The sequence below is a fragment of the Bacteroides sp. BFG-637 genome (assembly GCF_024793605.1).
Classification (GTDB): domain Bacteria; phylum Bacteroidota; class Bacteroidia; order Bacteroidales; family Bacteroidaceae; genus Bacteroides; species Bacteroides vicugnae.
This window is the reverse complement of the sequence record NZ_JANUPD010000002.1, coordinates 1204475-1224672: the sequence shown is the minus strand read 5'-3', so window position 1 is coordinate 1224672 and position 20198 is coordinate 1204475. Positions and strand designations below refer to the sequence as shown.

The 20198-nt window shown below is 51.7% G+C and carries 20 protein-coding genes and 2 pseudogenes; all 22 read right to left on the bottom strand.

Annotated elements, in window-relative coordinates; translation table 11 throughout:
• Positions 1–15: 15 nt before the first annotated feature.
• The 22 genes and pseudogenes from NXX38_RS05210 to NXX38_RS05105 all read right to left on the bottom strand — a co-directional run bounded on the left by NXX38_RS05210 (position 16) and on the right by NXX38_RS05105 (position 19820).
• Positions 16–540, bottom strand: a complete 525-nt coding sequence (locus NXX38_RS05210) for a hypothetical protein (RefSeq protein WP_004301333.1) — start codon at positions 538–540, stop codon at positions 16–18.
• Positions 537–1388 carry a conjugative transposon protein TraN gene (gene traN, locus NXX38_RS05205; protein WP_005944228.1) on the bottom strand — a complete coding sequence of 284 codons (852 nt, stop codon included), beginning with the start codon at positions 1386–1388 and terminating at the stop codon, positions 537–539. The genes NXX38_RS05210 and traN overlap by 4 nt, the downstream gene beginning before the upstream one ends.
• Before the next feature lie 28 nt (positions 1389–1416).
• Positions 1417–2220, bottom strand: a complete 804-nt coding sequence (locus tag NXX38_RS05200) for a site-specific DNA-methyltransferase (RefSeq protein ID WP_004301335.1) — start codon at positions 2218–2220, stop codon at positions 1417–1419.
• Between the two features lie 11 nt (positions 2221–2231).
• Positions 2232–3383: a conjugative transposon protein TraM gene (traM, locus tag NXX38_RS05195; protein WP_018452180.1), complete on the bottom strand. Its 1152-nt coding sequence runs from the start codon at positions 3381–3383 to the stop codon at positions 2232–2234.
• Between the two features lie 7 nt (positions 3384–3390).
• Positions 3391–3872: pseudogene (locus tag NXX38_RS05190) on the bottom strand (DNA N-6-adenine-methyltransferase).
• A gap of 10 nt (positions 3873–3882) precedes the next feature.
• Positions 3883–4263 (bottom strand): hypothetical protein, encoded by a 381-nt coding sequence (locus tag NXX38_RS05185; RefSeq protein WP_004301338.1) that lies wholly within the window; start codon positions 4261–4263, stop codon positions 3883–3885.
• A gap of 12 nt (positions 4264–4275) precedes the next feature.
• The gene (gene traK / locus NXX38_RS05180; RefSeq protein WP_004301339.1) at positions 4276–4890 is read right to left on the bottom strand and encodes a conjugative transposon protein TraK; all 615 of its coding nucleotides are present in this window, start codon (positions 4888–4890) and stop codon (positions 4276–4278) included.
• Between the two features lie 3 nt (positions 4891–4893).
• Positions 4894–5289 (bottom strand): hypothetical protein, encoded by a 396-nt coding sequence (locus tag NXX38_RS05175; RefSeq protein ID WP_004301340.1) that lies wholly within the window; start codon positions 5287–5289, stop codon positions 4894–4896.
• A 41-nt stretch (positions 5290–5330) separates the two neighbouring features.
• Positions 5331–6464 carry a hypothetical protein gene (locus NXX38_RS05170; protein WP_004301341.1) on the bottom strand — a complete coding sequence of 378 codons (1134 nt, stop codon included), beginning with the start codon at positions 6462–6464 and terminating at the stop codon, positions 5331–5333.
• Between the two features lie 12 nt (positions 6465–6476).
• On the bottom strand, positions 6477–7244 hold the full coding sequence (locus NXX38_RS05165) for a DUF5045 domain-containing protein (RefSeq protein WP_004301342.1): 768 nt from the start codon (positions 7242–7244) through the stop codon (positions 6477–6479).
• A gap of 18 nt (positions 7245–7262) precedes the next feature.
• A complete protein-coding gene (locus NXX38_RS05160) occupies positions 7263–7988 on the bottom strand; it encodes a hypothetical protein (RefSeq protein WP_004301343.1) in 726 nt (241 codons plus the stop codon).
• Positions 7985–10531, bottom strand: a complete 2547-nt coding sequence (locus NXX38_RS05155; protein ID WP_004301344.1) for a hypothetical protein — start codon at positions 10529–10531, stop codon at positions 7985–7987. The genes NXX38_RS05160 and NXX38_RS05155 overlap by 4 nt, the downstream gene beginning before the upstream one ends.
• Positions 10532–10542: 11 nt before the next feature.
• Positions 10543–13251, bottom strand: a complete 2709-nt coding sequence (locus tag NXX38_RS05150) for a hypothetical protein (protein ID WP_005944216.1) — start codon at positions 13249–13251, stop codon at positions 10543–10545.
• Between the two features lie 111 nt (positions 13252–13362).
• Positions 13363–13659: a hypothetical protein gene (locus tag NXX38_RS05145; RefSeq protein WP_005944213.1), complete on the bottom strand. Its 297-nt coding sequence runs from the start codon at positions 13657–13659 to the stop codon at positions 13363–13365.
• A gap of 15 nt (positions 13660–13674) precedes the next feature.
• Positions 13675–14052 carry a DUF4134 domain-containing protein gene (locus tag NXX38_RS05140; protein ID WP_004301347.1) on the bottom strand — a complete coding sequence of 126 codons (378 nt, stop codon included), beginning with the start codon at positions 14050–14052 and terminating at the stop codon, positions 13675–13677.
• Between the two features lie 54 nt (positions 14053–14106).
• Positions 14107–14433, bottom strand: a complete 327-nt coding sequence (locus tag NXX38_RS05135) for a DUF4134 domain-containing protein (RefSeq protein WP_004301348.1) — start codon at positions 14431–14433, stop codon at positions 14107–14109.
• 1 nt (position 14434) lies between these two features.
• Positions 14435–14881 carry a hypothetical protein gene (locus NXX38_RS05130; RefSeq protein ID WP_018452175.1) on the bottom strand — a complete coding sequence of 149 codons (447 nt, stop codon included), beginning with the start codon at positions 14879–14881 and terminating at the stop codon, positions 14435–14437.
• 244 nt (positions 14882–15125) lie between these two features.
• On the bottom strand, positions 15126–16013 hold the full coding sequence (locus tag NXX38_RS05125; RefSeq protein ID WP_004301350.1) for a toprim domain-containing protein: 888 nt from the start codon (positions 16011–16013) through the stop codon (positions 15126–15128).
• A 103-nt stretch (positions 16014–16116) separates the two neighbouring features.
• A pseudogene (locus NXX38_RS05120) lies at positions 16117–17218 on the bottom strand (AAA family ATPase).
• Positions 17196–17570, bottom strand: a complete 375-nt coding sequence (locus NXX38_RS05115) for a helix-turn-helix domain-containing protein (protein WP_005944205.1) — start codon at positions 17568–17570, stop codon at positions 17196–17198. The pseudogene NXX38_RS05120 and the gene NXX38_RS05115 overlap by 23 nt, the downstream one beginning before the upstream one ends.
• Before the next feature lie 200 nt (positions 17571–17770).
• On the bottom strand, positions 17771–18475 hold the full coding sequence (locus NXX38_RS05110; protein WP_004301353.1) for a hypothetical protein: 705 nt from the start codon (positions 18473–18475) through the stop codon (positions 17771–17773).
• A 199-nt stretch (positions 18476–18674) separates the two neighbouring features.
• Positions 18675–19820, bottom strand: a complete 1146-nt coding sequence (locus tag NXX38_RS05105; RefSeq protein WP_004301355.1) for a site-specific integrase — start codon at positions 19818–19820, stop codon at positions 18675–18677.
• Between the last annotated feature and the right edge of the window lie 378 nt (positions 19821–20198).

Here is a 20198-nt window from a genome sequence, read left to right as displayed (position 1 = left end):
TTTTTTGTTTTTCCTTTATTTTATCGGCAGTTTTACACCCAGCACGATACCTGTCCGCAGCAAATCCGCCCCTTTTATCATCATGTCACTCTTGACCTGCCAGTACAGCGTCCATCCCGACCGCAGCTCATAATTGTGCTCGTAACCCACATGGATTCCGGCAAGAAACTTGTTCGTGTCGCTCCCTGCCGAAGCTCCGATACGCAAGTTGCCGTAATGGTTGCGTCCACGCACCACACAAGGTTTGTACGCCACACCGAAACCATAAGTGCGGTAGTTGCGCCAGAAGGATTCCGGACAAATATGACCGCAAGATTTACATTCCGTCCATTTCAGATAGCCGTTGGCGAAGAACTCCCACGCATGACGGTAGTTCATTTCATGCTCGTAAGCAAGCGTTACGTCCATGCCGTTCTCATACAGCAATCCCACGCCGAGCGAGAGGCGGCCGCCGTTGCGTTGCGCATGGGCATTGGTGGCAAACCCTATGCAGACAAGCATCAGTAACAAAACTGTTTTCAACGTCTTTTTCATCGTCATTCCTCCTCCAATAAAGCGGTGTTAAATGAATCGGCCGACAGCACATCCTCGTAGTCGATGTTCAGGCTGATATTGCGCCCGCTGATTTGTTGTTCCGTCATTTCGATAGTCAGCAGCTTGTCGTTCGGAAAGGTCATCTTTTTCACGACAATCACGTTCCGGTAGCCGTGCTTGAACGTCTTGCCGTGTTCCAATACCAGGGCAGGAGTCAGCTCGATGGTCTGCGCGTTAGTTGCCTTCGAAAGTTTCTTGTCCGACAGTTTCACCCGTATCTCGTCGATGTCGAAACGGATGTTCGTTTTGTTCTCGATGGAAAAGTCGATGAAGAAGTAGTCGCCCACCGAGTAAATATTGTTCAGGCGCATCACCATTCGGTGCGCCTTGGTCGCCACGTTGCGGATTTTCGCGGGCGAGTTCCACACCCGTCTTGCAAAACGCACCATGTCGGCTGTGGACATCGAGACCGTAGGATTGTTGTAGGCATCCCGTTCCTGTAGCTGAATTTCCTTGTCTGCCACCGCCTCGCTTATCCGCGTGGTGTAGATGAGTGCATACTGCGTGCGATAGCGTTCCGTTACGATGGTGACGATGGCCAGCACTTCACCGTCCTCGTGTCCCGTCTCTTTGGGCTTTAACCGGATGATGTTCTCAATGGGTTGGTCGCCCGCCACCTTGTCTGTGGAAATATCCACGAAGCGGACCGGTTCCGAGGCTGTGATGACGGTCGTTACCTGTTCATTGACAGTCAGCCGTTCCATCTCTTCGTATGTACGCTGAGCCTGTGCGTTCCGTGTGGCAAAAAGTCCTGCCGCCAGAAGAAATGCAGTTATAATTATTTTCTTGTTCATATCGTTTCTGTTGATATTTTTTATTTTTTTATTTCTTTATTTCCCTTATTTCGCTTTCTTTAATCCCATGACCACGTTCCAGTTCCTCCCGAATCCGTCGTCCGGCAATTTCGCAATACGTCGGTTCAATCTCGAATCCGATGTAATGCCGTCCCGTGCGGATGGCGGCAATGGCGGTCGTACCCGAACCGATGCAGTTGTCCAGCACCACATCGCCCTCGTTGGTATAGGTGCGCATCAGGTACTCTATCAAGGCTACCGGCTTCTGTGTCGGATGATAGAATGCTCCTGTCTTGTGTTCCTTGGGTATGGAAATGACAGAGGTCGGGTACTTGTCTTCGGCAACACGCACCGGAGCCAGTTTCATTTCACCGTAACAGCGGTTCGTGAAACCGTCCGTCTTGCGCCGTCCATGATTTTTCCGTTCCGGTGGACACGGCATCATCTGAGGATGATATACCGGCTGACGGTCGTAGAACACGATGATGTCCTCATGCTGGCGTAGCGGCATCCGGTTGGCATTCAGGTGACCCGTTACCCGGTCTTTCCGCCACACGAGGTTATACCGCCACATCCGGGGTTGCGAGAGCATGAGCCGCGCCGAGAAGATGCCCTGCGCAAAGAGGATAACGGGGCTTCCCGGCTTGGTGATCCTGCGGTACTGTTCCCACAACGCTTCGAGCGGTATCTGCCTGTCCCAGTGTACCGCCTTGTTGCTACGGTTCAACACGCCGTAAGGCAAATCCGCTATCACGGCATCGACACTGCCGTTCGCCATGAGCTTCATGCCCTCGATACAGTCCATATTATATATGTTGTCAATCTCTATCATGGCTTCCGTTTTTACTGTTTCTCACGTCCGTTCACCAGATAGACGAAAGTGCCGTATTTCAGCTTTACCTTATTTTTTTTGATAGCTTTGCCGATGGCATTGCTCGTTTTCTGGTAGGCATTCGTAGCGGCTTGCATTCCCCATTGCGAGAGACTGTTGCCGTAACTGCCGGTATTCATGTTCAGATTCCCCGACACCGCACCGCTTGCCACATCCTTGCTCGTTTCCCGGAACTGGCTGTTCGGTACATAAAGCCCCTCCATGCCGTCCGTGTCGTAAAGGGACAGGCTGACCTTCACCAGTTCGTCCTCGATGAGAATGCTGGTGATGTTCCCCTTCACACGCCCCGACGAGAAGCCGCTCATGGTGGCATACAGATACGACCCTCGTTTGACCACGCACTCGTTGATCTCCACGTCGTCGAGCAGACGCAACCGCACACGCGAGCCGTCCACCGCTTTGATGTCCTCGTCGATAATGGCCTTTATCAGTTTCGGTTCACGGGCATTGACCGCAAGCGTATTGAAGTAATCCGAAGCCGTCTTTACCTTGCGTACCACTTCGCTGGGCGGTTCGTTCTCTGACGGGGCTTTTACCGAACGGCTCTCTTCCTCTATTTTTCCCTTAACCTCTATGGTTGCCGTCGGGGGTTGCGCCGATGCGGTACTGTCCGTATCGGTCGCCGGTAATACCTCATTGCGTCCTCTCAACCTTGCTTCGGCAAGGGCTTTCTCCAGTTCCGCGAGAGCTTCTTGCTCGCGCGTCTTGGCATCGGCAATTTGCGCTGCCGCAGCCTTTTCCTGCTGTTGCTCATCGAGCAGGGCGATGTCGTCCACCGTGTATTGCGATTCATATTCTTCCTTGTTGTCATCGGGTTCATCTCGTTCTATGTTATCCACTGCGGAGTAATCCTGTATCTTACCCCATGATTTGGCCATGTTCTCGTACTTGCTGCCTATGCCGTCACCGCCTTTAAGCCGGGCATCCGGCAAATCGGGGTTCAAAAACTCCGTTGTCTGCAGCGTCTTGTCCGGAATCTCCGCCGTTTCGGTCTGAAACAGGTCGAAGATGAAGTACGATGCAACCAGAAGCGGGATATACAGGACAGCCGGAAGCATATACTTCGGCTCCCTGAAATTGATTTTATCAAATATCTTCATCATACATCTTTTAATTGAGTTGTACATACTTGCCTTCAATGCTGCAGTTTTTCAGCACTTCTGCGTTTTCCACTCCGAATGCGATCAGGATGCTGCCGCAACCGGGAGAATCGCCGCGTGTTCCGTCCGGGCGGTAAAACCGGATGCGGTGGCGCAGGAATTTCATGCCCGTCGCTTTCTCGAAAATGACGTCCTGAAACATTTTGGAATCGCAACGGTTGAACAACAGCGCGATGCCGTTGCCGTGTTCCGCCAACTTTCGGACAAACTGTTCGATAAGGGACGCGAGTACGGAGGATTGAGCCATACACGCCCTTCCCATTTCAGGGACAATCCGTCCATGTCCCGGTCATACATGACCTCGGCGGTCGGCCACAACGGATGGACAGGGGCGCAAGGGTCAAGGTCGAACCTGCCTAACGCTTTCAGCACCTCCTTCGGGGTGTACCATTCGTCCGACGAGCGGACTGATTTTTCAAATCGTGTATTCATAAGCACTCCTTTATTGCGGTTCATATTTCTTGTTCTCGTTCCGATTTTCCCTTATTTCACCCCCTTGCAGCCTCTTGTGTCTTTCCCGCAGCACCGAATCCTGCATTTCCGTCGCCGTGCGTGTCGGCCGGCTGTTGCGGTATGCCATCGTAATGCGATAGATGTTCCAAGTGAACCCTCCGATAGCGAAACCGAAGACGATGACCAGAAAAAGTATCCGGTGCGCGTTGGCGAATCCCTGTACCTTGGCGGCAGCCTTGTCGATACGTGTCGCTTGGGCGAACTTTCGTCCGGCGGACACCTCCCGCTCGTAACGGTCTTTGTATTTCGGATCGTTCTTGTCCGGCATCTTTTCACCGAAGAGCATCCGCCTGAATCCCTTGATATTCATAAACTCCGTTGTTTAGTAGTTGATCTTCGTTTTCTGTTCGATGTCCTTGTTCAGCAGGGTACGCCAGTTCACGATAAGCAGCCCATGCGGATTGTTCTCTGTTCGGGGTACACGCTTGAGCTGTCCTGCCGTCACCAGTTCACGCATCAGGATATTGCTCCGTCGCTCGATGCGCTGCCGTCCGTAGTAGGTGAACTCCATCTTCTCCTTGTTGAAAGCCACGCTGTCGCAATAGATGGAGAACACCGAACTCGTACCCAAAATGTTGGAGTAGAAACCCTTTTCCTTGAGCGTGTTGTATTGTGCCAACCCCGTCTCATCGACTAAATACATCGCTTTTTCCATCGTATAGCGGATATATTTGTCATCCGGCGGTAACGTGAAAAAATAATGATGAAACATCTCCACATGGCTTTTGGCTTCCACATCAAGCGTTTCGTCCATTGTCGTGCGATTCACGAGGATAGGCACGTTGCCGTCCAGCACATACACCTTCTTCTGCGCATCCGAGACCATCGTCCGGGCTGTCCAGATGCTTGACAAGCTGATGATGACACATCCCACGAGAAAAGCGGTACAGATGATGCCCACCAGTCTGATTTTGTTTTCCAAATTCTTGATGACCATCGGTTATTCCCTTTTACCGTTCAACATCTGTACATATTCCGTGTGCAGCATGGGTATGACCGCATCCCGAAGTTCCGTCAAAAGATTCTCGAACTCCGCCGAGAATATCTCCACGTAATAGCCCTGCATCTCCACATGGACAAGCACCCACCAGATTCCTCTTTTGCGCTTACCAGCGTTCCGCTGCAGCAGGGCAAGACGCAGCTTGTACGTTAGGTACGTCACTAAGGGGGCGATGTACCGGTCGTCGTACTCGAAGGCTTCGTCCAGTTCTTCATACTGCGGGTCGATGCGGTGGTTCTCCGCCACCTCGCAAACCTCTTTTCTCGCTCGTTCCTGTGCAAAGGACATAAATTTCTCATCCTTGCACCAGCTTTTGATTTTCTCTTGCAATTTCATGTTGTTATGATTTTTATTGGGTTTATATTATCTTTTGCGGATTATCTCATGATGCCGCCCAACCCTCCGGTTGCCGTCATCTTCGCCTGCTGTGCCACGCCCTCGCCGAAGTTTCGGGTAGAGAATGCCGTGTCGCCCTCCGGTATCATCCATGCCGCCAAGTCCGGAACAAGGTTCAGGCACTTGAGAGCTACAATCGAAGCCGCCATCAGGTAGCCCGCCGAGAAGAACGAGTTCTGCAGGTAGGCGGCCATCGTCTGCTCGCTGGCGGTTATCGCCGTCAGGTTCTCGATTTGGATGCACAATACAATGTCAAAGAGCAGCAGCACGTAGAAGCCCACGAAGTAGAGCATCGCCCCGTAGAAATGCACCGTCAGATAGCGTGTCAGCCACTTCGCCCAAGCACCTTCCCATTTTGGCAGGATGCTGAACGCCCACTGTATCGGCCCGAAAATCGTCAGCATTCCCAACAGGATTTGTTGGCAGTAAATCGTAGCCCACCAACCGATTCGGAACACCACGAGGGCAATCAGCATGATAATTTTGTCTATCCCCACGATGACACCTGCCGTCAAAGACGTGAACCACAACTTCGCCGCATCCTTTTCCATGTTCGTCACTTCGTCCACACCGGTCTGCTCCATTGTCGCCTCTATCAGATTGGGATCGGATGTGCCTGTGTGGGCGACATCCGCCTGTGCCTGCAGGTTCGTGTACATCGTGTCACGCACATGGATGAGCTGCTGAACTTCCTCGAACCTGTCCGATATCTGTGAAGCTTCGGCTTCATACAGGTCATGGGTGTACGAACCTATGCAGTTAGGGATGTAGGACAGGAAATCGAGAAAACACCAGTTGTTCCGGCTCCCCGCCATACCCGTGTCCGCAGGCGGATACCACCAGCAGATGATAATCGACACGGCAAGCGGCCTAAACAGCTTCATCACGTCCAACGGCTCGTGCTTTACCATCATCTTGTAGGCGATACCTGCCGCCATGACGATGGAGAACAGTGCCGCGAGTGCCATGCACATCTGCAATATCCACCAAAAAGGTCCCTGCGCACCGGTAAAAGTCGCGTCAGTCAGAAACTCGTTGGTCTGAAAGATGACATCATCTATTTCCTCCTCCAACAGGTTGATGCCGAAATCCGAAAGTATATCTCCGTTTGCCATAGCCCTGTCTTTTTATTTCCCTCTGTTTACACTCTCGTTGTCATCTTCGCCGTTTCCGTTGCTGCCCGATTGCGAACCACGCACCGCAAGGCGTGATTCCTGCCACCGGCTCATGGCATTGCGGACAATACCGCCTTTATGCAGGGTACGGTTGTCCGTTGCGTTCAGCAGTGCATTCGTCACCGTTGCGTTCTGACGCTTGGCAAGGTAGCCCACTAAAATCTCGTTCTGCCGTGCCACATCCTCGTAAATGCGCAGATACTCCTTCTTTCGCTGGGCATTGGGCATATAGGCGTCTTTCGTGGCTTTGATGGCACACTGATAGACGTGGTAGTATTCCGTCCACCGTTCCTTGTCGGCCGGAGTGCCACCGGACAGGAGAATACGGTCGATGTTGCGCCGGAACCGCTCCATCTGTCCGCTGACCTTATCGCCCTCGGCAAGCCATGCGATGTCCACCTGCCGGTCGGCAACGTTCAACGCCTCGACCTTCGCCCGCTTGACCAAGGCCGAATCAATGGCTTCCGCTTCGTCCACCTGGTTGTAGAGATTGATACCGGCAAGCGTGCGGAACGAGAGCTTGTTTTTGGCCGCTGCCGACTTCTTGTATTTGTTGTGCAGCACGGAATAATAGAGGTCGGGCGAGAGTGCGCCCGTACCGGTCTCCATGACCGTTACCTGATTCTGCTTCGGCGAATCATGGTTGTACGTTACATACTGTGCGTGTACGGCTGTCGTTACGGTGACCGCCACCGCCATGAGTAATAGTTTTCTGTTCATATTCTTCTCTTTTTGTCGTTAATAATCCAGTCTTCCGGCTCCGCGCCAACGCCCGAAGGCGTCATCGAGAATCTCCCGCATGGTGCGGGAGCGATATACCTTTGCCTTCCAATAGCCGATACGCACCTGTATATACCGCCATGTCTCGAAATACGCACGGTTCAGATGCCGCTCGATGTTGTCCAATGAGCGGTTGATGGCCTCCAACACCATCAGCAGGTCGGAGGTCGAGCAGGCTGCCGCTCCGGTGGCATACAGCACGAGGTCGCTCACGGACTTGTAGAGCTGTTCCCCCTCACGGGCAATCGCCCTCAGCCCCCTCGCATTGATGGAGATAATCAGGGTATCTGCGGATTCGATGCGTCCCCGTTTCAATATCTTCGCATTGAAATCCTCCAACAATGATTTATAGTCGCCGATACGGTCGCTGACCGATGTGTAGGTATTCTTGACGTTCAGCACCGTGCGCAACGACTGGTACATGACGTCGATGACATCGAACGCACGGGTGTACCGGTCAAGGTCGATATTCAGCTCTTTATAGCCCCCGACTTCCTTACAGCTGTATTCGTGCAACAGTTTGTTGCTGTACTCCAAGGTACTGCGGGCCAACAACAGGCTGCGCTGCTTCTTGTGGTCGTTGATGTAGGCTTCGACGGAGACTATATCGAAAGTCCACTGCGCCTTGGCGATACCGGGCAGCAGGAAGAGCAGCAATGCGGCTATCCGTAAAATGCGTTTCATGGCCGCACCTCCTTTCCGCCGTTTCTGCCGCCATCGTTCCGAAACGTCCGTGCGCTCTCCACCCAGCGGTCATGGCATTCCTCCACGAGCGTCAGCCTGCGGCCTTCGTCCGTGTCCAGTCCGGGCAACACATCCTTCATCACGTCAAGGATGCTCCGCTTGTAGTGCATCATCTTTTCCAGCGATACCAAGTCGGCGTATATCCTTGTGATTCTGCTGTCCACCTCCCTCGCGATTTCGAGGCGGTCGCTCGACCACAGCAGATGGTACACGTCGCCGGACGGAGTTTCCTCCAGCGGTGTGCTGCGGGCGTATTCCGTCGTGATTTTGCAGGACGGGTGTTCACGGGCGATTTCGGCGATGCGGTCGTTCACTAATTTGGTTTTCTCCGCATCCGAAAGCCCCGGATCGAGTGTCAGCACATCGGCGACGTGCGTGTCCGTATAGACCGAGGTCAGTTCCCATTGGATTTGGATGATGGCACGGTGAATCTTGATGCCGAGAAAATATTTCGGCTTGCGGGCAATCGAGACCGTAGCCTTGAATGTGATGATGCCGTTGATGTTCGGCATTGTCGCCTTGCGCACATACGAATAGCCGTTCCACGATCCGCCGTCCTGCCATGTCAGGCCGTAGGCAGCCTTGCAGTCTTGCATGATAGCTGGAATGCGGTAATAGTCATCCGTCGCTACGCTGTTGTCGTCTGCGGCTTCCGACTTCGCCTGAGCATAGTCGGACTGTTTCTTCTTCCACTCCGCGAGTTCGCCTTTCAGACGGTCTATCCGTGTCTTGTTTGCATTATACTGCTGTCGGTAAGCCGCCGCATCCTCAATGCTCGCCGTACTGATTTTCTTCAGCAGGACAGCGTTCTCGTTTTCCAATGTCCCGATTTGCGCTTCAAGATTGGCCGCTTGGCTGTTTGCCTCGTTCAACAGCGCATCCAGTTCCGAAAGGTCGAGGTTGTTTTCCGTCACCGAGGTCTGCATGGCGCACTCCTTGGTGTGGGCATTCAACGAGCTGCCGCATTTACGGCACTTGTATTGTGTCGAGCCCTGTCCGAGCGTAACCCCGTCGGAACAGGTCACGCTGATGGTCACGCTCTCGCATCCCTTCAATTTGGCGGCGTCCGTTGCTTGGTAATAGTTCCGCGTACCGGAAGATATATAATAGGTGTAGCCGTCCTCGTTTTCGTTGAACTCCGCAAGTCGGACATTCAGTTGCGCCCGAAACGTATTCAAGTCCATCGAGTAGGAATCGAAGACTTCCTCATAGACAACTTCTTCCTTATTCCAGCTTTTGCTCACATGGATTTCGTATGCGTATGCCTTTTTGGTCTGCTTGTTTTTCTTGCTGATGATATAGGCACTCATCCAATAGTTGATGCTGTAGCTGAACCCGTCGTTCTGGTTGTTCAACTGCTGCACGCGGTTTCTTGACCAACCGGCATATCCTTCCGAGTTGGCAAGTACCTGTTCCCGTTGCGAGGCGTTGGGATAGAAATTCGGGTCGCTCGTGTTGAACCGCACCCATGCGCCCCCGTTCAGGATGCTGTTGTCGTCCGTCGGAGGATAGTAGTCGCACAGCGATACGCTCCCTTGGTCACGCCGGGCAATGTACCACCGCTGCGTGTAATAGTTCCCCATCGCTTCGTCCAGGTAGTCGGTCATCCATGCCGTGAGGTTGTAGTTGCTGAAGTTGAACAGACCGGCCACGTTGTCCGGACCACCCACCATGTCAATCAGCAAGCCGCCGATGTCATGTTCCGCCTGCTCGAATAGACTCCCGTAGTGTTCATACAGGTTGCCGATTTCTTCAACCTTTCCGCCCATCAGGTCATGGAACGAGCTGCTTTGCAACAGGGCGTCACCGAGATTGGCAATGCCTGCCGTTGCAAGGCCGACACCCGTGTTATAAAGGTTGTCGAGGTCGCTTTTCAGGTTCTCGTGCGTGAAGTTGCCCGGTATGTGGGCGAAGTTGTCCATCATCCGCTGCCAGTCGATGTTTCCCGTTTCGGAGAGCTTTAGCAAGGGGGCAATCTCCGGATTGATTTCGAGAAAGGCGATGTCCGAAAAGGTCAGCGTGCTGTTGGTCACCACGCTCTCGAACTGCATACACAGACTTTTGGTATCGTCGCAGACTTTCATCAGGTAACTGCCCCAATAGATAGCCGTTTGCGGCGAATGGAGCATCTGCTTCGCCACCACCCATATCTTGGGCATGATTTTCTCCGCCACCATCCGGTAGATGCGCCGGTAGTAGTAGTTCTCCGTGCGGCTGTTCCAGATGCCGAGGTCGCTCAGGGCTTTATGCTCCAAGAACTTGGCCGCGAATATCCCGGCGGTAGCGACCTCCGCTGCCGTGTAGTGCTTGAGGATGTCATCGACCTGCTCCCGGTAGTACCCTTCGGCGACCGCTTCCGTACCGAAGGCGGCCACCATCGCCGCAACGGTACGGGTGTCGTAGTTCACGCTGTAATACTGGGCGTGAACCGTCTGGCAGAGTGCGACCGAGGCGATGGTCAGGATAAGGAGTAGTCGTTTCATGGCTGCAATGCTTATTTGGATTCATACACGGGACGGAGGTTGAGCACACGCCCCGTCTCGTTTACTTTTTGTGCAAAAGGCAGGGACTTCCCGATACCGCTGGCATCCCAGTCCCGGCAATATGCCTCGATAGCTTCCTGGTGGCTGCACCGAAGTTCCTTCTTGTAAAGCTTCAGTGCCTCCTTTTCCGCCCGTTCGGTCGTGTAGGTCATGTAGCACTCGTGCGGCTCTTCCACGCCATACACGCCGCTGGTCGTCCCCCGGCGGATGAACACTTCGCGGAAGAAGCTGCGCCCATCCTTGTTCTCCAAGCGGTTGATGGTAAATATCTTCTTGCAATCCACCTCGGTCAGACCAAGAATCTTTCGGATTTCGTCAAAGCGTTCCTTGAACTTGCTTTGATCCAGCAGCATCACCACGTCCGAGTTGTTGATGATGGCCTCCTTCACGATTTCGCTGCCGATGATGTCCTGTATCTCCTGCGTCACCACGCCAACAGAAGCCCAAAATTTACGGGCGGTCTTGTACATGAACTTGATGTATTCCGCCATGAGCGGGCTGGCAATGGCCTTCCACGCTTCCTCGATGACAAGGACTTTACGGTTCTTCTTGATGCGCATTTTCTGCAGGAACACGTCCATGATAATCAGTGTGACAATGGGAAACAGTTTCTTATTTTCCTTGATTGCATCCACTTCAAAGACAATGAATGTCTCGTCAAACAGTGCCGAATCCACTGTCTCGTTGAGAATTTTCTCATACGCACCGCCCTTGTAGAACGGCTGCAGCATGGTCGAATAGGTCGAGTAGCTGATTGTCGTGATGTCGTTTTCGGTGCAGATCTGCTCCAGACGGTCGAATGAGTAGTCAAAGAATGAGTTGAAACTCAGCTCCGTCACTTTGAGGGCCGCCCGCCGTGCCTCAAGCACCTCTATCTGTTTGCGCACCATCTCATCCACCTCTCTGGGTGGTTTGTTTGGGTTCTTTCGGCTGGCCGCCGCAAACAGGTTTTTCAGCAGTACCTCCCGTTGCTCGTCGGTGTATCTTGTAAATCCGTTGAAATAGGCATCATAGTAGTCTATGATTATCTGCTCGACAATGCGGAACTCAATTTCGGGGATTTGGCTGTCCGACCCTTTCCAAATCATCAGGATAAGGTTCTTGAGGAAGTCTATCTTCTCGATGTTGTATTCCTCCCGGTTGATGCGAAACGGATTCATCGTGATAGGCCGTTCTTCGGTATAGCTGATATACTTGCCGCCCAGATACTCGCACAGTCCCTCGTATGAGTTTCCCGTATCGACCATGACCACATCCGTTCCCTGCTCATGGAGCTGGCGCACGACCGAGTTGATATGAAAGCTCTTGCCACTCCCAGAAGGCCCCAGACAAAAGAAATTCGAGTTGTCCGTCAGCTTGTTCTTTCCCTCTTTTCCCGTGATGTCAATAGCCACCGGCACACCCTGACGGTCGGTGTAGTAAATCTTCAGCGGTGTTTCCTCGCTGTGCAGCACGCGCTCCTTGTACATCAGGCACATCGCCGCATCGGAAAGGGTCAGGAAACGGTCGTATTCCTCATTGAGCGTGTAGCAGTTGCCCGGAAACGAACCGACGAACAGTTCCAGTTGGTTGTACGCCCGCTTGCTGATATGGATGCCCATGCGCCCGAATGCGTTTTCCAAGTGGTTCGTACACTTTTGCAGGTCTGCACCGGCAGATACGGCTACCACCATGTTGAAGTGCGTATATACCAGTTGCTTGCTTTCACGGGCAATGACCTCCTGCACACGCTTGATGTCCTCGACCGCCATCTGGTTGTTCGGGTTCGGAATACTCGCGTGGCGGTTCTTCTTTTTGTCGAGCATCGCCAGTTCCCGTTTTTGGTTGGGTAGGAAGATGACTTGGTTATAGACCACCGTCTCGGCGTCCGGTATGTTGTCCACCACCGAAGCCAGATCGACCGGCATTTCCGTGTTGTTCACCTCGATGTTCGTGTACGGACGTATCATCGAGGGCAGTGCGGCACAGTCCACGTCCACAAGGCTGTACACCTTGCAGCGTTTGTCGCCCATCGACACCGTTTCATCGTCCGCCTTGAAGTTCGTCATCGACACGGTGCGGTCTTTGAAGTTCATGGCGAAGTAGCGGTCGACATACTCGCTCGCCTCGGCTTTGTTCAGGAACCTGGCCTGTACGCCGCTGTCATGCAGTTGGTCATGCACCTTGCGGATTTTCACGAGGAAATCGCGCCACTTCTTGTTGTCGAACGAGAACAGGCGGCTCTTTTTCGCCTCCTGCGTGATGGTCAGGTAGCAAAGGCTGTCCGTGTAGGGACGCCCTTTGAAGTAGCGGAAATACGACGCCGACAGGAACTCCTGCCCGTCAGCCGGTTCGCTTGCAAACTGTTTCCTGACGAAGATATCCTGCTTGTGGATGGCGTACCCTTCGCCTAAGGTCTGCGCAAGGGCGGTGAACAGGTGCGTGAAGTCGTAGTAGCTATCTATGTCCGCCGAATATTTCTGTACCGGATTCTCTATCTTAAGTACGGCGGAATATTCGCCGGTCTTGGTGTACAGCACACCCACACCGTCCGTTTCCTCCGCTGAGAAATAGATGTCCTGAAAGATTCGCTTGCGCTTGCCGCCCGTACCGAACGCATAGACCGACAAGGCCATACCCGCGCACAAAGCGACAAAACATAAAATGATGTATAGGGTCATTTCGATATACGTGTAATTAAATAGGGGCAGGTTCGCCTTGCTTCAAGACAAACCCGCCCGCGTTCAACAATCAATAAAGCCATGCACATTGCCGTGATGGTTTTTCTTTCGTCAGATCTTGCGCGAGTGGGCATACACATACACACCCGGAGCGACCTTCTTGCTATGCAGTCCTTTCCGCTGTTTGAGAAGGATGAGCACGATACCGACCGATACGACGGTAGCCAGCACGACAAGCCCGGCAATGAAACCGAGCAGGCAGTAGGCGGCGACAAAGCCGACAATGGCTCCGCACGTCGTCACCGCCGCCCAATATATGTACCGGCCTTGGATGCCCAAAAACTCAAGAGGCCGTTGCAGTCCCTTGAACAGCGGATAGTCCGGATAGCGTTCGTCCTTGCTTTTCATACTTATCCTTGATGTTTAAGCGGCAATACCGAAGAACAGAGGCAACGCCTTGGCCGCCGCAATGAGGAAGATACATGCTCCCACGACCATCATAATCTTCTTCTTGACGTCCTGCTCCTCGTTGTTCATGGCGATATATACCGAGATTGCACCCACGATGGCCACAACGCCGGCAATGGCGTAGCACAATTTCACCATAATAGGCACATACTTGGCAATCTCATCGGCGACAGTGGATAATGCGCTCGTACCGGCGGAATAGTCGCCTGCGGAGTTCTGCGCTTTCGCCACCATGCCGGACAGCAGCATGAAGGAGAACATCATTACTTTGGTAGGGATTCCGTTGACGAATCCGAATGCCTTGCGGCACAGCTGTTTGGTTTTCTGAAACATACGTTTACTTTTTTAGTGAATATTTTATTTGTCTGCGACCTGATACAAGTAAGGTTATATGCGGTAGCCGAAGAAAGCCGGGAAAACATAGAATGCCCCGATCAGGAACAGGCACGCGCCGACAAGCGTCATTATCGACTTGGTGATGCCGTCCTCGCCCGTGTTCATCTTGATGTATATCTGACAAACGGACACGATGACGTAAACCCCGGCTATGGTGCAACAGATATACTGGACATAGAGCATCATCGTCACCACGAAGTCGTGCATCGTGGCCAACGCGTCCGCTCCCCAGCTATAGTTCACGCTGCCGCTTTTGGCAAAAGCCGTGTAGGGGAACGGGAGGCACAGCGCACATAGAATCTTTTTAGCTTTCGACATCTCACAACCGGTCTTGAATTGGGTTCCACTTTATTTCCGGTCGGTTGTCTAACCGTCCCTTGGAAATCATAGCCTTGTACATCTCCTCCGACGTGCGTGCGTCCGACAGGTAAGGCGTGGTCTCTTCCATCTGTTCCTCCGCCTCGGCCTTCAGCCGTTCCAGTTTCTCCTGCGCCGTTCCCGGTTTGTCCTTGATGTCCTCCTCAGGGGATGTTTCGGAAGAGGTAGCCGTACTTTCCGTCTCGTAGTTCTCGCTACCGATACTGAAGCCGCTCTCGCTTTCCGTGACAGCCACACTCTCTTCCTCTTCCGGTGCGCCGAGGTCGAAAACTTCCTCGTCCGGTTTGTCCGTCCCCTTTTTCCCGTAGAGGTCATGCGCTATGATGACGGCGTAGTAAATGATGTAGGCAACCGTCAGGACAATGGCAAAAATGAAATATGAGTTCATGTATTTAGTATGAATATTAAAAATTCGTATTAGTATGATTTTGCAAAGAAACGCACGAAATATAAAACCATAAAATAATTGAGCATTAAACATCTGTTTCGTTAATGAGATTTGTGTAAGTTTCAAAAATCGAACTATTAAATCGTACTATATTGCAGTCTCTATGGTGGGAAATGGAGAAATCGGGGCATAAAAAAAGCTCTCGTGGTGGAGAGCTTTAGGTGGCAAAAGAGAACATTGAATATCAGCGTTTCTTTCCGCGCAGGTAGTCGTTCAGGTCTTTGTATTCCGCATAGTGGCAAGATTCATCGCTGACACGTCCGCCATACATCCCGGCAATGGTCTCTGTGGTTCTCTGCCCGGCAAGGTCATTGTCGAGATAACAGTGAATGTCCGAATACTCCTGTAAACGTGCCAGCGTCTTTTTCAAATTGTTTACCGAGTTCATCACGAGGTAGTCGCATGGTATGGCAAGACAGACCGTCCGGTCGCCTGCCAGTTTCAGTGTCATATAAGAAAGAAAATCCATGAATCCCTCGAAGACACAGACGTTTTCCTGTGTCTCTTCTGTCAGATGTCTTATCAATGAGATGTCCTTGTTATTCAGGCATCCCTTGTAATAGGCGTTTCGCACCTCGTAACCGCCTGATATATTGCCGAATGCGAGAGCGAAGTAATGACGGCCTCGCAGTTCGTAATGCACCTCCTTGCAATACATACGGCTGATGTCCGCGTCGATAAGCCGGGATTGGAGGTAAGAGAACAGGGCGTGATGACGGAGTGGAATCACGATCACGTCTTTCATTTCAGCCTCCACCGGTCGGGGTGGAGCGGTCAGCATACGGGTTCTCGGTAGTGATGCGCCATTCACAAGCCTCTCTATATACGCCAGGGCCTCGCTCACGCAGTCCGTCCGGCAAATGTATTTTGCCAGTTCCACCAGGTCGCCACCGGTCGCCTCGCCGAAATCGTACCATTCATTGATGCGGTCATTCACTTTGAACGACGGGGTACGCTCGTTCCGTAACGGTGAGAGATACCAGTATTGTCCCGATTTTATGTGCTGCGTATGGTGACCGAGACGTGCCAGAAAATCCACGATACGCACTTGTTTTGCTTCTGCTATGGTCATGTCTTTTTTCTTTCACTTGGTTTCACGAAAATGGTTTAGTTTAGTTTTTTCCTATATATATAAATACTAAAGTAAACTAAATCATACAGGCCCGCGCCCGGCATCATTCTTCATCAAAAAGCATGGCCTCGGTAGGCGTCATGTCATAATAGAACAGCTTGTCCCGTTTGATGATGAGCTTGAGGTTGTCTATCAGGTATTGCATCAGTTTTATCATGACGCTCCGACCACGTTTGAACCCGATTGCCTCATAGGAGACCATCAGGCTTTGCAACAGGTTGTCGAATCCCCGGATAGGCTTTTCCCCGAAAGCGGCGGAGAGGGCTTCCCGGTGCTGTTCGATGCTCAGCTCCGTGAACCCCGTCCGAGCCTTGGGCTTCGGGGGCTCTCCGAACGAGTGTCCTTCCGCAATGACGGGCAGCCCAGTCTCGTTGATGGTGAACGCAAACGGCTTGAACTCCTTTTCCCGGATATGGAGCGCATGGACTTCGCTGATACCGGGATTCTCGTTGCTCTTGCTGATGACAAGCACGGTTTCCGCCTTGTTGCTCATTTCCGTACCAATGTGTCCCCGCACATTATTATCCCCTTTGTTCAAATGGAGTACACAATGGATATGCAGGTCGTACCTTGAAGACCATTCCATCATCCGGTTGATGACTTCCACCGATTCACCGGTGCTGTTGATGTCAAGCATCAGGTCGCGGATGCCGTCAATGATGACCAGCCCATAGCCTTTGTTCTGACGCAGCGCATAGTCGATGACCTCGACACGCACCGACGGCGAATATTCACGCAGGCAGAAGAAGTCGAGATTCTCCGGGTCGGTTGTCGTGGGCAGCCCGGCCAGCCGCAATATGCGCTCCAATACCGAGCGGCAATGGAAACGGCTCTGTTCCGTATCGACGTACAGAATCCGCTGTTTGCCTTCGGGCAGATGCGCACGGTAGTTCAACACTTGTTTCCCGGCCAATGGAAGCGGCGACAAGCGCAGAGACATTAAACGTCTTCTTCGACTTTGCCTTTCCTGTCGATGCACTGAAATTGCCGAGCGTGGCAATCGTCGAGTTGTCTATCCAGATGATTTGCGGCGGGGTCTCATAAATGTCCGTTGCCTTGATTTGCGAGGCCAGAAGGATGTCCGACAGGCGGTGTTCATCCATTCCCATATCGGCTGAGCGGTCAGTCTTTCTTTCGTTTTCCATTGCGTCTCTTATTAAGGAACGGTTCTGTGGCGGCGGCTTCCGTCGCCATGCGCACGGCCTCGTTCACTGTAGGTTCATAATTCTGCAACAGCCATTCGTCCAATTCCTCCTTGGCGAAATAGACCATTTTACCGCGCGGTTTGTAGTGCGGTATCTCCTTGCTCGATGTGAGCTTGTACAGCATACTTTCAGAAACCCCGATATACATACAGGCTTCCTGAAACGTGAACACTCTCTTGGTCGTGAAGATGGTATTTTCCAGCAACGTGATACGCTCCAAGAGACTTTCGACCGGTTCCAATTTCTTTAGTACCGATTCGATGGCGGCGAGCCGTCCGCTCATCCGCTCCATGAATGTCATTCTATTCGGCATAATAACATGGTTTGATTTTTGACAATGGAGATGCAACCTCCGTTATGCAGCGCGCTAACGGAGGTCAAAGGTATGTCCGGTAAACGAAGATGCCGTGATTTGGGGAATGATACTATGCGCGTATCATTGCAACTCTCATGCTTTTACCTTTCACATACTTCGCTTCTTGTCACTTCCTGTCATTCTTTCAGCCGGTCAATGGTCTTTCGGATGCCGTATGCGACCGATGTCATGTTGTTCTTGATGGATGACAGCGCGGAAGACAGGGTCGATACCGAAACGGAACGTGTCCCGTCCTTGGACTGCAGGAATGCACCCTTGCCGAGAACATTCTGCCACCGGGACTGGATAAGCGAGTTTTCAAGAAGCGCGTCGAACAGGATTACCACACGGCGGATATTGTTCACTCGGATGGAAAAGCCTTTCTTACAGGCGAAAAGAGCCTCCATGTCTTCAATGCGTACAGAAACACAGAACAGATGATAAGTATTGGCACAAGCCACAATACTTTCCATCTGTTCCGGGGTAAAATCACAGCCAAAAGAAAGGGAGAGATCTGCCGGTCGGTCAATGTGGGGCGGACCGAGCGGAGGCAACGATTCCGAGGTATCATACATCCGTTTCAGCTTCATGCACTCGTCAAACGTGAAATTCGGCGTAGCAAAGCAAATCTGGACGAAACGGGCGTACTCGGTCAGCAGCCCCTTGACGATGTGGATGTTCATTTCGTGGCAGTTCCGGCAGGCCGCATGGTCGCAGTCTATGTACCGGTGTCCGTTTACGAAATCGTCCACATAACGGTGGTACTGTTTACCACCCGACACAACATCGTGGAGATAAACTGTTTTTGCTTCGGTTAGCAGGGCGAAAAGTTCATTCGCCACATCCTTCTCCGCAGCGAAGTGCTGCAGGTGTTGGCTCCCTCCAAAAAGAGAGAAGGCCGTCTTCAGGTCTTTTCATGTCGATTTACCTTTTTGAGTTTATAATATGTGATGAAAGCATTAACTTCGGTTGCGTTCACAACCGGAGCAATGCCATAAATTGATGTTTGTAAATTAGACATGAACCACATAGTGCCGTCAATTAGTGAAACAAACCGTTTACAAGATTCACTGCCTCGTCCTTCTTCTTGTTGATAATCTTGGCATACACCTGTGTCATTTTTACGTCGGCATGACCGAGCAACTTCGAGACGGTATATAAATCCGCGCCGAGCGTCAGCATCATGGTGGCGAATGTATGCCGGCTGGTGTGATAGGAGAACCGCTTGGAGATTCCGGCTGCTTTCGCCCAAGGTTTGAGCTGCATCCTGATTGTATTGGCGGACGGCAGGTCGAACACATTATCTTCCGATGATTTTCCCCCACGTTCCGGCATCCACTTCAACGCTTCAGGAGAGAGGGGCAGGTAAATAGGCTCTTTGGTCTTTTTCATGGACACGGCCAAACGGTACTGTCCCCGGTCAACGAACACGTCTTTCCATTTCAACTTGATTATATCGCTGATGCGCAATCCGCAGAAGCAGGAGAACAGATACGCGCATTTTACTATCTCGTATTCCTCGTGGGGCATAGGAGTGTCAATCAACGCCTGTACCTCTTCGATGGTCATGTACGACCGCATACTCTCCGGCTTACGGATTTTCTCCGACTTCTCAAGCTCGTTGAAAGGGTTGGCCTTCATCTTTTTCTTCCTGACGGCAGAGTTCAACGCACCGTTCAACGCACGGTAATAATTGTGAAGCGTGTAGTTTGATATGTCCTTGCCTTTCGGATGATATTCCGTCAACAGATAAGTGATGTAGCCCCGGCAGAAGTCCCCGTCAATCTGATCCAGTGTGACCATTTCTCCGGCATAGTCTTTCAGTATGCGCATGGCAATCTTGATTTGGTTGCCGTCTTTCTTGCCCGCACTCTCTTGGGCTTCCATGTAAACCTTCATCCAGTCCAACAGATAAGTCTTGTCCTTACGGAATACGATTCCTGCCTCATTGCTGGTCAGTTCGATAATACGTTTCGACTTGATGGCATTGGCGGCATCCATTGTCGCCTGATTCTGCCTACGGGCATTATTATCCGTCTCCGGGATAATATACATCTTGAGGTATTCATACGTCCGCTTTCCATCGCGGTATATATCCAGATATAGACTCTTGCTGCCATCGCTCAACGGCTTCATCCGAAGACGAATCGGCTCTTTGACTTTTGTATGATTCTTAACTCGTGCCATAGGGATTCCTTTCTCATTTTTCCTATTGCAAATATACGGATAAGTATCGAGATTAAGAAACAAATAAGAAACAAAATTGCACCAAATAAGAGCCAATTCACTGAAAGTACTGAAAACAACTGAAAATAAAAATAGGCTTATAAAACACTGATTTATAGCTTATTTATTATCACTTTATTGGGTGTTGTTTGCATTTTGTATATATACTGCGTAAATCTGGTAAATTTAGCACCCGTAGATAATAAGTGACCGGTCTCCACGTCCATGTTGTATATATATTTGTTATATACCTCAACGGGCGTGGAGCTATTGCTTATTATTCGGGTACGGCCCACCAGAGCCTCTCACAGGATAGTACAGTAATAGTTTCCGCGCCTT

Coding starts and splice junctions, on each gene's coding strand:
- NXX38_RS05160 (WP_004301343.1), bottom strand. CDS start 7,988: ATGAAACGCATTTTACGGATAGCCGCATTGCTGCTCTTCCTGCTGCCC.
- NXX38_RS05150 (WP_005944216.1), bottom strand. CDS start 13,251: ATGACCCTATACATCATTTTATGTTTTGTCGCTTTGTGCGCGGGTATG.
- NXX38_RS05135 (WP_004301348.1), bottom strand. CDS start 14,433: ATGTCGAAAGCTAAAAAGATTCTATGTGCGCTGTGCCTCCCGTTCCCC.
- traM (WP_018452180.1), bottom strand. CDS start 3,383: ATGATGAAGATATTTGATAAAATCAATTTCAGGGAGCCGAAGTATATG.
- NXX38_RS05105 (WP_004301355.1), bottom strand. CDS start 19,820: ATGGCACGAGTTAAGAATCATACAAAAGTCAAAGAGCCGATTCGTCTT.
- NXX38_RS05130 (WP_018452175.1), bottom strand. CDS start 14,881: ATGAACTCATATTTCATTTTTGCCATTGTCCTGACGGTTGCCTACATC.
- NXX38_RS05140 (WP_004301347.1), bottom strand. CDS start 14,052: ATGTTTCAGAAAACCAAACAGCTGTGCCGCAAGGCATTCGGATTCGTC.
- NXX38_RS05145 (WP_005944213.1), bottom strand. CDS start 13,659: ATGAAAAGCAAGGACGAACGCTATCCGGACTATCCGCTGTTCAAGGGA.
- NXX38_RS05200 (WP_004301335.1), bottom strand. CDS start 2,220: ATGATAGAGATTGACAACATATATAATATGGACTGTATCGAGGGCATG.
- NXX38_RS05155 (WP_004301344.1), bottom strand. CDS start 10,531: ATGAAACGACTACTCCTTATCCTGACCATCGCCTCGGTCGCACTCTGC.
- NXX38_RS05170 (WP_004301341.1), bottom strand. CDS start 6,464: ATGGCAAACGGAGATATACTTTCGGATTTCGGCATCAACCTGTTGGAG.
- NXX38_RS05210 (WP_004301333.1), bottom strand. CDS start 540: ATGACGATGAAAAAGACGTTGAAAACAGTTTTGTTACTGATGCTTGTC.
- NXX38_RS05185 (WP_004301338.1), bottom strand. CDS start 4,263: ATGAATATCAAGGGATTCAGGCGGATGCTCTTCGGTGAAAAGATGCCG.
- NXX38_RS05115 (WP_005944205.1), bottom strand. CDS start 17,570: ATGGAGCGGATGAGCGGACGGCTCGCCGCCATCGAATCGGTACTAAAG.
- NXX38_RS05125 (WP_004301350.1), bottom strand. CDS start 16,013: ATGACCATAGCAGAAGCAAAACAAGTGCGTATCGTGGATTTTCTGGCA.
- NXX38_RS05175 (WP_004301340.1), bottom strand. CDS start 5,289: ATGAAATTGCAAGAGAAAATCAAAAGCTGGTGCAAGGATGAGAAATTT.
- traN (WP_005944228.1), bottom strand. CDS start 1,388: ATGAACAAGAAAATAATTATAACTGCATTTCTTCTGGCGGCAGGACTT.
- NXX38_RS05165 (WP_004301342.1), bottom strand. CDS start 7,244: ATGAACAGAAAACTATTACTCATGGCGGTGGCGGTCACCGTAACGACA.
- traK (WP_004301339.1), bottom strand. CDS start 4,890: ATGGTCATCAAGAATTTGGAAAACAAAATCAGACTGGTGGGCATCATC.